The following is a 13,931-nucleotide window of genomic DNA, read 5'->3' on the forward strand; positions in this document are numbered from 1 at the left end:
CGGTCATGAGTCGTCGTATTCTGCATCTCATTGGGCAGTTGGAACGGGGCGGGGCAGAGCGTCAACTGCTCTACCTTGTGGAGGCGCTGCAAAAACGCGGTTGGCGGGGGGGTATTCTCTCTTTCAGCCGGGGAGAAGCGTGGGATGACCGCGCCCGTGCGCTTGGTGTGCCGCTCTATTTCGTCCCCCGCACACGCCATAAATGGCTGCGGGTGATCCTCGTTCGGGCGCAGATTGCCCGCTTTCGTCCGGCGCTGTGCCATTCGTGGTCGATCCACACGAATCTGTATTTGGATTATGCGGCGCGGCTGTGGCGGGGGAAAACACTCTATTCCTTTCGCTACGATCCCAAGACAGACGCCCACACGGGGCAGATCGCCAAAATTCAGTACCCGGCGATCTACGCCCGCACCGACTGCGTGATCAGCAATGCGGCAGTTTCTATTGAGAGCGCCCGTGACGCCGGAATCGCTATGCGGCGCGTTGAGATCATCGGGAATATCGTCCCCCTTCCACCAGCGCCCTCGGAACGCCCCATGACGATCCCGCGCCTTGCCGCCATTGGCTTGCTCATCCCGCGCAAGGGGTATGATGTGCTGATCGATGCGCTAGGGCTGCTGCGGGCGGAAGGGATGATTGCCGAGCTTCACCTTGCGGGTGGGGGGGCAGAGCGCGAGGCGCTTGAACGGCAAGCGCGGCGGCAGGGGGTCGCTGAACAAGTGACCTTTTTGGGGGAAATTGACACTGTGCCAGACCTCTTGCAGAGCGCTCATATCCTTGTCCACCCCTCGCGGGCGGAAGGGTTGAGCAACACGATTCTAGAAGGCATGGCTGCGGGGCTGCCTGTGGTAACCACAACAGCCGTAGGCGGTGAGATCATCGACCACGAACGGACGGGACTGCTTGTGCCGCCGGACGATCCAGCGGCGTTGGCGGCGGCGCTGCGACGTTTGATTGGTGATGCCCATTTACGAGAGCGCTTAGGGCAGGCAGCACGGGCGGAGATTGCCGCACGTTTTGCGCCCGATGAGGTGGCAAATCAGGTTGAGGCGATCTATACCAGCCTTTTGGAAAACGCCTAATGCATACCCTGATGTATCACAATGTGATTGAGCAAAAGTCAGACCTGCCCATTGCTAAAGGGCAGGTCACAATGGATGCCTTTCGGCGGCAGATGGATCGTCTTCGGCGGCACATCCTTCACCCGCAGGCTGTTGATGAGGCGCTTCAACAGGGAAAAACCCCGCGTGGCATTTTAATCACCTTTGACGATGGGGCGGCGGGTGTCATACACGCAGCGGACATCCTTGCCGAAAAGGGGCTGACGGGCGTTGTGTTCATCTGCCCCGCCGCGCTGCAAAATGGGCTGTGGTTTTACCGTTTGGCGGATGGACTCGTTCGTGCCACCGCCTCAGAAGTGGTATGGGCGGGTGAACCCCTTCCGTTGATAAATCCCGAACAGCGACGAACGGCGTACCGCATCCTATCGACGGCGCTGTTCGAGGAATCCCCCGCACAGCGTGACAAACAACTTGCCATGCTGATTGACAGGTTGCGCCCAGAGGGAATTACCCCCCTAGAATTGCAAATCATGGATGAGGGGCAGCTTCGTCACGCCGTCGGGCGCGGATCGCTGATGGTGGCGAACCATTCATGGTCGCACCCCAATGTAACGACGCTGAACGAGGCTGATCTGCATCGGGAAATTAGCGCGGCACAGGGGTGGTTAGAGCGGTCTGGATTGCCTGTGCTGCGTTGGTTTGCCTTTCCACGTGGGGCGTTCAACACAGAAACCGTGCATGCGGCGAAAGAGTCGTGTCACGCTTTGTTCAGCGCGACGGCACACCGCACCGATCCCGCCCTTTTGCCGCGCACAGAGATCAACGCGCTGGATAATAATCTCGCCCGTTTCACGCTCAAAACGGGCTTGGGCGGTCACCCCTTTCGGCAGATTATTTCACCCCTAAAGGCACGCTTGAAAGGGATACAGGGTGGGGTATGACCACACAAGGCGGGCAAGAGAGATCGCCTTTGCGAATGGCGCTTTTCGCTGATGTGGGGCATGTCAACATCCAGCGTTGGGCAGAGGGGTTGATCGGCGCGGGGGCGGAAGTTCACCTAATCAGTTTCCGGCGGGGGCAGGTGGCGGGGGCGACGCTGCATATATTGCAAAAAAAACTTCCCGGGAAGGGGATGTATCTATCCGCGTTACCCGCCGCGCGCCGTTTGCTGCGTGAGATTCAGCCAGAAGTTGTCGCCGCCTATTATGTGACTGGCTATGGCTTGCTGGCAGCCTTGACAGGGGTTCACCCGCTGGTGCAGGTGACCTCCGGCAGCGATGTCTTGATCGCCCCACATAACCCCCTGATGCGGGCGGTGGTGCGCTTTACCCTGAGCCGCGCCGACCTGATCACGGCGTGGGCAGATCATATGGCGGCGGCGGCATTAAAGGTTTTCCCACAACAAAAACGCTCATCGGTGGCAAATCGCCTTATGGTCTTACCACGTGGGATTCCAGCCGAGACCTTCGCCGCCGTTCACAGCCCACCACCCGCCGCCGATCAAGCGCTGCGGATCATCAGCACGCGCTCGCTGCGCCCCGCCTATAAAATCGACACTATAATCCGCGCGGTGGGACTCCTTCGTAGAGAGGGTGTTGATGTCTACCTGACGATTGCCGGAGAGGGCGCTTTGCGAGGGGAGCTTGAGGGATTAGCCGCCGAATTAAAGGTGACAGATCGGGTGCGCTTTGCCGGGTTCGTCCCGAATGATCAGCTTCCGGGGCTGTTGGCACAGCACACCACCTACCTCGCCGTGATTGATACGGATGGCGTCTCGGCGTCGTTGTTGGAGGGGATGGCGGTTGGCTTGCTGCCCGTTGTCGCTGATCATCTGGCAAATCGAATGTGGCTGAAGGCGGGGGAAAACGGGGTTCTGTTGGATGATCTCTCGCCAGGGGGGGTGGCGGCGGCGCTTCGCCGTGCGCACGGCGATCTGGGGCTGCGAACGCGGGCGTGGTCGGCAAACGCTCAGATTGTGCGCGAACGGGCTGATCTCAGCCTGAACTCGGCGCGGTATGTCGGGGCATTTCGGGCGTTGGCAGCAAAAGGACGCTCCTGATGAAGATTCTCTATTTGCACCAATATTTTTGCACGCCGGAAGGGTCGGCGGGGACGCGCTCCTATGAATTTGCGCGGCGGTGGGTGGCAGCAGGACATGAGGTGACGATGATCACCTCCCCCGCCTACCTCCCCGAACGATTCAAGGCGTTTACGACAGTCACCGAGACTCTGATTGACACCATCCCAACAGTAATTATCCCCGTCCCCTATGCGAACAAGATGTCATTTTCGCAGCGCATCCGTGCCTTTGGGCAATTCGCCCTGCGTGCCTCGCGGGAGGCGATGCGCCGCGAGGCGGATGTTATCTTCGCCACAAGTACCCCGCTGACGATTGCGATCCCCGCCATTGCCGCCAAACTGCGGCGGCGTGTTCCAATGGTTTTTGAGGTGCGTGATCTATGGCCCGAACTGCCCATTGCCATAGGGGCGCTGAAGAATCCCTTGTTTCGGTGGGCGGCATACGCGCTGGAATGGATTGCCTATCACAACGCCCGGCATATTATCGCCCTTTCGCCGGGGATGTCCGCAGGAATCCAAAAACGAGGAATCCCCGCCGAACGGATCAGCGTGCAGCCGAACTCGTGCGATGTGGCGCTCTTTGATATCCCCCCCGAACGGGGGGAGTCAATCCGCGAACAGCTTGGACTGCGCCCCGATCAGCCGTTGATCGTCTACAGCGGAGCGTTTGGGGTGATCAATGGGGTCGATTATTGGGTGCGCGTAGCGGCAGAATTACGGCAGAGTGATCCCGATATCCATATTTTGTTGGTTGGCATGGGCGCAGAGGTTGAGAAAGTGACGGCGCTGGCGAGAGAACTGGGCGTCCTCGGCGTGAATGTGACGATTTGGAAGCCGGTGAAAAAAGAGGAGATGCCCACTATCCTTGCGGCTGCCACCGTCGGATCATCTCTCTTTAAACCGATTGAAGCAATGTGGCACAATTCGGCAAATAAATTTTTCGACACCTTAGCGGCGGGAAAACCTGTTGTGATCAACTATGGCGGGTGGCAAGGGGAACTTTTAGAGGAAACGGGTGCGGGGATCGCCCTCCCCCCAGAGGACTTCCCTCGTGCGGCGGCGCTGTTGGCGGCGTTTCTGCGTGATGAGGGGCGGTTGGCAGGTGGACGGAAGGCAGCCCGCGATCTCGCCGCGAACCGCTTTCACCGTGATACAATTGCGCGAGGGGTAGAAGGGGTTTTAATGAAGGCGGCAGCGGGCAGATGAAACGCATCGTAAAACGTGCCGTTGACCTTGTGGCGACCATTCTGGGGATCATTATCCTCTCGCCGCTGTTTCTTCTAGTGTGGGTCTTGGTGCGGCAAAAATTGGGATCGCCCGCCTTGTTCAAGCAGCCCCGTCCAGGCTTGGGTGGGAGGATTTTCACCATTTACAAATTCCGCACGATGACCGACGCCCGTGATGCAAGTGGGGCGCTGCTCCCTGATGCGCAGCGATTGACGGCGTTTGGGCGCTTTTTGCGGGGGACAAGTTTGGACGAACTCCCTGAACTATTCAATGTGCTGCGTGGGGAGATGAGTTTGGTGGGACCCCGCCCGCTGATGGTGCAGTATTTGACGCGCTATTCGCCGGAACAGGCACGCCGTCACGATGTGCCGCCGGGAATCACCGGTTTGGCGCAGATCGGCGGGCGGAATGCAATCACATGGGAACAGAAATTCGCGCTTGATGTTTGGTATGTGGATCATTATTCCCTCTGGCTTGATCTGAAAATTATCCTGATCACGCTATGGAAAGTGATCCGGCGGGAAGGCATCAGCAGTGATGGTCATGCGACAATGCCAGAATTTATGGGAACGATGGGACCTGAGTCGTGAATACACCCAAGAGGGCAAAAGGATGTAAGCGTGTTAACCGATCTGACGAAATTTAAGGCGCTCGGCGCAAATGTGGTCATTTACGAATGGGCGCGGATCATCAAAGAAGAGGTGATCACCATTGGGGAGGGGACACAGATTGACGATTTCGCCTTCATCTACGGCGGGCAGGGAATCGTCATTGGGCGCTACAACCACATCTGCTCGTTCACGACGATCATCGGCGGTGGGGAGTTTATCAGCGAGGATTATGTGGGCGTCTCGGCGGGCTGCCGGATTGTGACCGGAACACAGCATTACGGCGACGGCAAACGGATGGTGCCGGTTGTCCCTATCGAACAACAAGAGGTGATTCGGGGGGCGGTGATTATGAAGAAGGATTCCTTCCTCGGCAGCAATGCGATCATCTATCCAAACGTGACCATTGGCGAAGGGGCAATTGTTGGGGCGGGGGCAATCGTGACGAAGGATGTGGAGCCATGGACGATCAATGTGGGCGTCCCAGCACGGGTGGTTGGCAAGCGTCCCAAAGTACGCTTTGAGTAAGCCCTCCCGCCGCCTAAGTACCACCACAGTGAAAAGGCGGGCTGACGTATGATCCCGTGATCCCGCCGCTAAAGCAGCGGGCTGAAAACAGCCACCCCTTCGGGGCTTAAAAGGCATATCCGTATGGGATTTTCCGTCGTCCCCATCCCAAAGGGCTTTTTGTTTGTACTTAGTAGTCCATCAGGAAGATTTCTAAAGAACCCCTATCGCCTATCCCCTTTCCCTGTCTAGGGGGAAAGGCAACTGCTGCGCAGTAACCGGGGGGGATAGGGGTTCTGAACCAAAACCGTCAACACAGCCTAGTTTTGCCATGAAGCAGGGTCTGATTTCATTCTAATCACTGAGCTACCACAAGGATATTCCATGCACATTCCTATGTCGTCGCCGGACATTACCCAAACCGAAATCGATAGCGTAAATGCGGTATTGCGCACGCCAACACTCAGCATTGGTCCGTATATTCGGGAGTTTGAGGGGCAGATCGCCGCTTATACAGGTATGAAGCATGGCATTGGCGTGAATTCTGGGACGGCAGGGCTGCATCTTGCCGTGATTGCTGCCGATGTGCATGATGATGACGAAGTGATCACCGCCTCGTTCAGCTTTATCGCCAGCGCCAACGCGATTCTTTATGAGCGGGGGAAACCCGTTTTCGTGGATATTGACCCGCAGACAGGCAACCTTGACCCCGATGCAGTGGAGGCGGCGATCACCCCTCGGACGAAGGCGATCATGCCGATTCATGCCTTTGGGCAGCCGGCTGAGATGGATCGCATTGTGGCGATTGCCCGCCGCCACAACCTGATGATCATTGAGGACGCTTGCGAGGCGCTTGGCGCGGCGTATAAGGGACGCCTGTGCGGGACGTTTGGGGATGTAGCCGTGTTTGCCTTTTACCCAAACAAGCAGATGACGACGGGCGAGGGTGGGATGATGGTCACCAATCGGGACGATCACGCCGACCTCTACCGCAGTTTGCGCAACCAGGGGCGGGATGTCTTTGATGCGTGGCTGAACCATACACGGCTGGGCTATAACTACCGCTTAGACGAGATGAGCGCGGCGCTTGGCGTGGCGCAGATGACGCGCATTGAGGAACTGCTGGCAAAGCGAGAGCGCGTGGCGGGTTGGTACAACGAGCGCATCGATGAAATCCCGGGTATTCAAAAGCCCTATATCGCCCCAACGACAACGCGAATGAGTTGGTTTGTCTATGTGATTCGCTGTATGGACGCGGATCGCGGGGCGATCATCACCGCGCTGAACGCGGCGGATATCCCCTCTCGCCCATACTTCACACCGATTCATTTGCAGCCCTTTTATCGGGAGCGTTTCGGCTGGCAGCGGGGTGACCTTCCCCACACGGAACAGGCAGGCGACACCTTCCTTGCCTTGCCTTTTTCGGGGGTGATGACCGAAGCACAGGTTGACTATGTGACGGAACATCTTCGCCGTGCGGTGGTGGGCAGCTAAGATGACCAGCACCCCCGTTCAAGAACGACTATACCGTCTTGACGACCTCATGGTGAGGTTTTCTATGGAGGACGCGGATCGCGTGTGCCTGATCTGATGGTCTACGATGCAGCCCGCTTTAATGCCTATTGTTTGGCAACACCAGATTGGCAAGAAAAGCCCTTTATCCTTGTCCCCAATTTGGCAGTAGAGGTAGTTTCTCCTTCGGATCGGCTGAGCGAGATATATCGAAAGGCGGGGCTATACCTTGAAGATGGGGTGCAGATTGTGTGGGTGATTGACTTCAAGCGAAAAACGGTAGGGGTTTTCACGCCTACTGGCGATATTCAAACGCTCCATAGTGGGGATATATTGAGCGGCGGAGCGATTTTGCCTCAGTTCACCATCGCCGTATCGGAATTGTTTGGATAGTGTGAGAAGTTTTCGGCATGGCGTGCTGTGTAGCGTAGAATGACGGTAACGAGATGACCCCAAAGCGAGTGAGAAGGTTTCTACGCGATCATGACCAATGTTCCTGTTTCTGAGACAATTCACCTGAACGACCCTGCGCCGGATGCTCCCCGTCCGGCGGACACAATCACCGTCAGCCAACAATCAATTTACTATTTCCTGATTGCGGTGGTCTTTGCCGTCGCTGGCTTCATCGTTGGGGGGGTGACGTTTTCGACACGGGGCGTCTCCCTCGAAGATATTCGGAGCGCCGCCGCCTCTGGTGCGCGGGAAGGCGTCCGTTCAGAGATCAGTTCGATGAACGCCTTGATCAATCAGGGTGGAACTGGCGGTAACACCGCCCCCGCCGCCCCGCCGACGCCCGCCGTCATTGATACGACAACGGCGCCGGGGTGGGGGTCTACCGAGGCGAAGGTGACGATTATTGAATACTCCGATTTCGAGTGTCCCTATTGCGGGCGCTACAACCGCGACACCTATGACCTGATCAAGCGCGATTACGGGGATAAAGTGCGCTATGTGTTCAAGCATTTCCCGCTCTCAAACATTCATCCAAACGCAGAAAATGCCGGAAATGCTTCTGAATGTGCGAACGAACAGGGCAAATTTTGGGAATATCACCAGATTCTCTTTGCTAATCAGAATGATCTAAGTGTCAAAGCGCTGATTGCCTATGGTGTGCAGATAGAAATTCCCGACCAAGCGGCGTTTGCGGCGTGCGTGGAGGGCAACAAATACGCCACAAAAGTGCAGTCTGACCTCGCTGAGGGGTTTAACTTGGGGATCAGCGGGACGCCGACGTTTTTCATCAACGGGCTGCCGCTCGTTGGGGCGCAGCCCTACCGCGCCTTTCAGCAGGCAATTGAACAGGCGCTGGCGGCGGGGGGGTAAATGTCACCTTCAAAGCGAACTGGCACAGTATTGGTACAGTTCGATCATCTTCAAAAACAGATGCGGGCTGGGGCGCTTTCCCCAGCGACCTCCGATCTACTTGGCTCTATTGGAGAGACATGCCTTGCTTTTCTTCGGGAGATGGATCGGCGTCCTCTCCTGAGTCAGATCACAGGGAAAACGTTCTTTAGTTTTCGCACGGCAGCCGTAAATAGCACTCGCCCTGTGAATGAGGCACTGTTTCAGGATGGGGAATTGGTGGCGCGTTTAATGACTGCTGCCAAACAGAGAAGACTGAACGCCGATTTGAGTACAACAGAAATTACGACTGCCTGTTATACCCTTGCGATAGGGTTTGCCTGCGTGGTGGATGTGATCAATCCTGGGGATCGGCAAACGCCGGGGACATTTTTCGAATACCTGATCAAGCACCTCATTGCCACAACAGCCGAGAGTGAACCAACTGAGCGCGTTGCGGTGAGGGTTGGTGACACGACTATTCGCCTCACGCTCGACATGATTCTTGCTCCTATAGAGGGGACGACACGTTTCCATGTGGCGATCAAAACATCAACCCGCGAACGCGCCTCGGAGTTTTGGGCACATCAACGAATTCTTGATCACGCCTTTGGTGAACATGCCTATTTAGGAATGTTTATTGGGTTGGGTGAGACAAAACTCGATCATAAACGTTACGCAGTGGTCGAAATTTGCGTCCCCGATCAATGGCGTCTCTATCAAGCCCATATTGCCACGATTCATCGAATTTACTACCTTGATCCACCTCATGCCTATATGCAGCTTAATCAGGCAAAACCCCCTCTTTCAGTGCAACCCTTTGGAGCGTATTTTTCCGAGTCGCCGCTTTTTTGACCCACTTCCGAAAAATAATGAAATAAGAGTGGTTTTTACGGGCATGGTATTGCTGCTTGATGCGGCTGACACCCGGTTTGCCCTGTCGCATGAGAACAAATAAATCTTCTACAATAAATCCCATCCTCGTGAATTCATTGATCAGTTCAACGTGTGTGAGACGTTGTTTGTTCGCACATACTTCATCTTGGCATTTCACAATAAAAATCCCTCGATTGACCAATACACGGTATGCTTCCCGTGCAGCGGCAAAATAGAGTTCAAGAACGGCGTCATGGTATTTTGCGCCGTTTTCTAGGCGTCCAGCTTGGTTGTTTCGGTAGTAGGTTTCGTAGTTTTGATGGTTCACATGTGCGGTACCGCCGGGGGTGTGCATGTAGGGGGGATCGCAAACAAGGGCAGCTATGGACGATGACGGATAGGGGAGGGCGCGGCAATCCGCTCTCACCAAACCGAATCTTGTTGGTGTTGATACACTGAGATCAGAGGGCAAAAGACAATACTGATCATTTGGAACATCTTTCCAGAAAACCCCACGCCCATAAGTGACATCGGCAATCGTTGATCCGGGCGGCACATACAACCTAAGAATTTGGGGGAAAAGAGCGTCATTTGTCCCTATATGGGCGCTAAGAATCAAATCATTCGTGGCGATTCCCTCTGGGCTTTTGCGCCGCTTTTTTTGCGGCTTTTCCAGTATTGACTGCATTGATCCCACCTCATGGTGATTAATGTCGCCATGATAGCACGAACGTTCTCTGGAGACAACTCTCCCACTTCTGATGTATGGGAGAGTGATCCTCACTTCGTGCTATAATGAGGTTAAAGAGGGCAACCCAACACAAAGCCTTAAAGGAGTGTAAAGGATGCAATTAGGACCAACCGAATTGATCATCATTTTGGTGATCGTCGTGATTCTTTTTGGCGGGGGGCGGATTGCGCGGCTTGGCGGGGAACTTGGCTCGGCAATCCGCGAGTTTCGGCGGGGGGTTGGAGACGGGGAAAAGAAGGCGCAAAGTCAACTCCCGCCTAACACGGCAAGCACCCCAGAGGAACTCCCCGCCGCAAAGCAGCCCGTCGAACAACGCTGATCATCGGGCATTGGCAGAGAAATCCTCATTAAGACCTACGGGCGGGCGCACACCCCGCCCGTTTGCGTTTACGATTAGGTTGATAGGAATAAGCACCTGATGCCCTCGTTATTCTCTCGCGTTGTTTGTCTGATGTGTGGGGCTGAACATCCCCCCGCGCCCTTGCAAAGCGCTTGTGATCAGTGTGGGGGGGGATGGCTGGACGCCCGTTACAACCTTGATGATCCTCACTTGGATTGGCGGAGGCAGCTTGCCAAACGGGCACCATCCCTGTGGCGCTATGAAGAACTTCTGCCACTGCGCGATCTAAACGCCCGCATCTCGATTGGGGAAGGGTGGACGCCGCTTATTCCGGCGCGGCGGCTTGGGGAGGCGTTGAACCATCCCAACCTGATGTTGAAGGATGAGCGGCGGATGCCGACGAACTCCTTCAAAGACCGTCAGGGGGCGCTCTCGGTGTCTGTTTTGCGGCAAGAGGGAATCAGGGAATGTGTCCTTGCCTCAACGGGAAATGCCGCCGCTGCTTACGCCGCCTACTGCGCCCATGCGGGGATCAAACTGTGGGTGTTTCTGACAAGCCTGGTGCCGGCGGAGAAAATGCGTGAACTTGCCCTCTATGGGGCGGAGTTGGTGAAGATTACGGGGACGTATGATCAAGCAAAGCTGTTCGCGGCAGATTTCGCGGCGCGACGGGGGGTGTACCTTGATCGGGGGGCAAAGGGCGTTATTGGCAAAGAAAGCATGAAGACGCTTGCCTATGAGATTGCCGAACAACTGGGGTTGGCGTTTGCTGATGGCGAGCGCTGGATCGCCCCCGATTGGTATGTGCAGGCGGTGAGTGGGGGAATCGGACCGCTGGGCGCTGCCAAAGGGTTTAGGGAGCTCCTCCATTTGGGGTTGATCGATAAACTGCCGAAACTTGCCCTTGTGCAGGCGGAGGGCTGCGCCCCGATGGTGCGTGCCTTTGAACGCGGCGAGGCGGCGGCGACACCCGTCACGCCGCAGACGTTGATCAGCGTCCTTGCCACAGGCGATCCCGGTCATGCCTACACCTTGATACGGGAGGCTCTTTTGAAGGATGGCGGGACGATGGTCAGCGTCGATGATGGGGAGGCGTTCCGCGCCATGCGCCGGCTTGCCCGTATGGAGGGGCTGAGCGTTGAGCCAGCGACAGCGGTTGCCCTTGCCGGCGTGGAGAAATTGATTGCCAGTGGGCAGATTCGCCCTGACGAGCGGGTGGTGATCAACTGTTCTGGGCATACCTTCCCCGCCGAAAAGCACATCCTCGAAGATCAGTATGTTTTGGAACTGGAATTTGGGGAGAACGCCCCAACGCAGCATGTGGAAGGCTTGGGCGCGGCGCTGGAACGGCTGGAAGAACAGATTACGACGGTGGTTGTCATTGACGATAACCCGAATGATACGCGGTTGATCCGGCGGCTGCTGCAAGCGCACAAGAATTACCGGATTTTTGAGATGAACGATCCGCTCGATGGGCTGGATGTGATCAAGCAGCGCCACCCCGATTTGATCATCACCGATTTGACGATGCCGACAATGGATGGCTTTGCTTTGCTAGAGGGGTTGAAAAGCGATCCACAGACAGCGGCGATTCCGGTCATTGTCCTATCGGGGAAAGACCTGACGGCGACGGACAAAGCCCGCTTGGAGGGACACATTGAGTCGATCTGGCTGAAGGGGAGCTATCGCACCCGCGATCTGGTCGATCACGTCGTGACGACCTTAAAGGATGCCTAAGGCAGCACAAACAGCCCACCCCCACTAAAGGGTAGGCTGCTGTGGTGTTTCGCTTGAACAGAACCCCCAACAAAGCGCGATTCACCTCTGGACGAACTCGGTCTTGCCGTCGTTCCGCCTACCGCACCCCTCCCCGTTTGGGAACGGTGTGGGTGGGTGGCTACTTATGAGGGCTAGGGCGCTTGTGAAGGTGCTGTGTGACCTTTGGAAAGGTGATACCGTTCGGTATGCTTTGGTAAGGAAACAACGCTGCGCAGCGTTTCAAGACAGAGTGTAGCACAAAAGTTCTATTTCGTCAAGGGTGAGACGACGGGGATTAAAAGCCCGTCGTCTCTGGACGGCGGTAGCGAATGAGCTTTTGAAGCGCTTTTAACTCGTAGGGGGCGCGGTAGATGCCCAAGCGATAGCGCCAGCCGGAGAGCGCTTTGAGGATTATCTTCATGCCGCTGTGGTGGAGGCGCATATCGGTGACGGTGGGGTAGTAGGCGTTGATCACCGTTTCAAAATCGCGCACCCTGCGCCGCGCCACCTCAGTGAACCAGGGGAGGTTTGGGTTGCGGCGGAAGGCATAGGTTTCCCAATCGTCGTTCGCCCATTCGTCAAGGCTTTCGGGGAAACGGAAGCCTAGACGCTTTGCCTCCTCGTAGAGACCGGCGCCGTCTTGGGGAACGGGGGTATAGATGTAGAGGATCAATTCGATGGCGGGGTTCAAGCGTTTCAGCCGTTTGATGAAGCGCAAACTGGCGTCAATATCGGCAAGGGGGTCGGGGGGGTTGCCCAAGACAAAGGAAAGCTCTGGAACGATATTGTACTGTTTCAACCGTGCGACGATTGCCTCGGTGACGGCAACGGCGCTTGTGCCGCCTTTGTTCATCCGCGCCAACACCTCGTCAGAGCCACTTTCCGCGCCCATGAAGATCATCTTGACGCCGCTTTTTTGCATGGTGGCAAAGGTGGCATCGCTGTAGCCCATGAGCGTATCGGCACGCCCTAAGCCCCACCAGCGCAGACCTAAGGGGGTGATGCGCTCGGCAAATTCACGGGTGCGCCCCTCGCTGACGAAAAAATCCATGTCATGAAATTCGAGAGAGTCTGCGCCATATTGGGTATGGAGGCGGGTGACGATCTTTGCCGTGCGTTCAGCCGATTCTGCCAGCCAACGCTGATGGCTGAGGGCGACAACGGCGCAAAAACTGCACGCGAAGGGACAGCCGAAACTGCTGTGATGAGGATAACAGCGTTTGCCCAAGTAGTGCTTTTGGGCATACGGCGTCATATCGATTTTTTCGTAAGGGTAGTAGGGGAGGTTGTTCAAAGGGAGCAGTGGAGCGCGAGGGGTGAGCGTCGGTGTCCCCTTTTCGGTGTACCATAGGCTTGGCACGTCTGCCAACGCGCCGCCCTGATGAAGGGTATCGACCAAGCGGCGAAAAGCAACCTCACCCTGCCCCTCAATGGCAAAATCAACATAGCCACTGCGGACGGTGATCTCGCCGTGATGGGTGGGGAAATATCCCCCCCAAACGATCTGCAAGGCGGGGAAGGCTGCTTTCACACGTTTACAGACCTCTACGGCTTGTTTTAGCTGCGGTCCGGGCATGACGGTGACGGCGAGCAGTGTGGCGCCCGTCGCCCGCGCCCGATCTAGGATATGCGCTGCCGGATCAGGGATCAGGTTACCATCAATGAATTCCACCTCATACTCAGGGACGATCATGGCGGCAATCGCCATGAGGGAGAGCGGCAACCGTTGTTTGCCGGCGGAGGTGCTGCGTGGGTTATAGAGTAAGACCGTGTGAGGCATGATTTTTACTATCCTGATCTGGTTTATGGCGGTGATTGTAGTCTGTTCCCCACCGCTTGCCGAACGGGCTGATGACGCTGACATTTCCTCA

Annotated in this window: 14 protein-coding genes; 12 read left to right on the plus strand and 2 right to left on the minus strand. The window is 56.4% G+C overall.

Annotated elements, in window-relative coordinates:
- The first annotated feature begins 5 nt into the window (after positions 1 to 5).
- From HS103_08315 to HS103_08360, 10 genes are all read left to right on the plus strand, one after another.
- Positions 6 to 1,082 carry a glycosyltransferase gene (locus tag HS103_08315; GenBank protein MBE7512805.1) on the plus strand — a complete coding sequence of 359 codons (1,077 nt, stop codon included), beginning with the start codon at positions 6 to 8 and terminating at the stop codon, positions 1,080 to 1,082.
- Positions 1,082 to 2,002, plus strand: coding sequence for a polysaccharide deacetylase family protein (locus HS103_08320; GenBank protein MBE7512806.1), 921 nt, complete (start codon positions 1,082 to 1,084; stop codon positions 2,000 to 2,002). Before HS103_08315 ends, HS103_08320 begins: the two co-directional genes overlap by 1 nt.
- The gene (locus HS103_08325; protein ID MBE7512807.1) at positions 1,999 to 3,120 is read left to right on the plus strand and encodes a glycosyltransferase; all 1,122 of its coding nucleotides are present in this window, start codon (positions 1,999 to 2,001) and stop codon (positions 3,118 to 3,120) included. The genes HS103_08320 and HS103_08325 overlap by 4 nt, the downstream gene beginning before the upstream one ends.
- Positions 3,120 to 4,346, plus strand: coding sequence for a glycosyltransferase family 4 protein (locus HS103_08330; protein ID MBE7512808.1), 1,227 nt, complete (start codon positions 3,120 to 3,122; stop codon positions 4,344 to 4,346). Before HS103_08325 ends, HS103_08330 begins: the two co-directional genes overlap by 1 nt.
- Positions 4,343 to 4,957, plus strand: a complete 615-nt coding sequence (locus tag HS103_08335; protein MBE7512809.1) for a sugar transferase — start codon at positions 4,343 to 4,345, stop codon at positions 4,955 to 4,957. Before HS103_08330 ends, HS103_08335 begins: the two co-directional genes overlap by 4 nt.
- 30 nt (positions 4,958 to 4,987) lie before the next feature.
- Positions 4,988 to 5,503, plus strand: a complete 516-nt coding sequence (locus tag HS103_08340) for an acyltransferase (GenBank protein MBE7512810.1) — start codon at positions 4,988 to 4,990, stop codon at positions 5,501 to 5,503.
- Between the two features lie 363 nt (positions 5,504 to 5,866).
- Positions 5,867 to 6,976 (plus strand): DegT/DnrJ/EryC1/StrS family aminotransferase, encoded by a 1,110-nt coding sequence (locus HS103_08345; GenBank protein ID MBE7512811.1) that lies wholly within the window; start codon positions 5,867 to 5,869, stop codon positions 6,974 to 6,976.
- Between the two features lie 84 nt (positions 6,977 to 7,060).
- Complete coding sequence (locus HS103_08350; GenBank protein ID MBE7512812.1) at positions 7,061 to 7,387, plus strand: Uma2 family endonuclease; 327 nt, start codon at positions 7,061 to 7,063, stop codon at positions 7,385 to 7,387.
- Positions 7,388 to 7,477: 90 nt separating this feature from the next.
- Positions 7,478 to 8,317, plus strand: a complete 840-nt coding sequence (locus HS103_08355; GenBank protein ID MBE7512813.1) for a DsbA family protein — start codon at positions 7,478 to 7,480, stop codon at positions 8,315 to 8,317.
- A complete protein-coding gene (locus HS103_08360; protein ID MBE7512814.1) occupies positions 8,318 to 9,190 on the plus strand; it encodes a hypothetical protein in 873 nt (290 codons plus the stop codon).
- On the opposite strand, the gene HS103_08365 is transcribed toward HS103_08360, so the two are convergent.
- Positions 9,120 to 9,899, minus strand: a complete 780-nt coding sequence (locus HS103_08365) for a site-specific DNA-methyltransferase (GenBank protein MBE7512815.1) — start codon at positions 9,897 to 9,899, stop codon at positions 9,120 to 9,122. The genes HS103_08360 and HS103_08365 overlap by 71 nt on opposite strands.
- Before the next feature lie 157 nt (positions 9,900 to 10,056).
- On the opposite strand from HS103_08365, the gene tatA reads away from it, so the two are divergent.
- Entirely contained in the window at positions 10,057 to 10,281 is a 225-nt protein-coding gene (gene tatA / locus HS103_08370) for a twin-arginine translocase TatA/TatE family subunit (GenBank protein MBE7512816.1), read from the plus strand.
- 99 nt (positions 10,282 to 10,380) lie between these two features.
- Positions 10,381 to 12,039, plus strand: coding sequence for a pyridoxal-phosphate dependent enzyme (locus tag HS103_08375; protein MBE7512817.1), 1,659 nt, complete (start codon positions 10,381 to 10,383; stop codon positions 12,037 to 12,039).
- Positions 12,040 to 12,355: 316 nt separating this feature from the next.
- Here HS103_08375 and HS103_08380 read toward each other — a convergent pair whose 3' ends face one another.
- A complete protein-coding gene (locus HS103_08380) occupies positions 12,356 to 13,840 on the minus strand; it encodes a B12-binding domain-containing radical SAM protein (protein MBE7512818.1) in 1,485 nt (494 codons plus the stop codon).
- Between the last annotated feature and the right edge of the window lie 91 nt (positions 13,841 to 13,931).

The sequence above is a fragment of the Anaerolineales bacterium genome (assembly GCA_015075625.1).
Classification (GTDB): Bacteria; Chloroflexota; Anaerolineae; order Aggregatilineales; family UBA2796; genus UBA2796.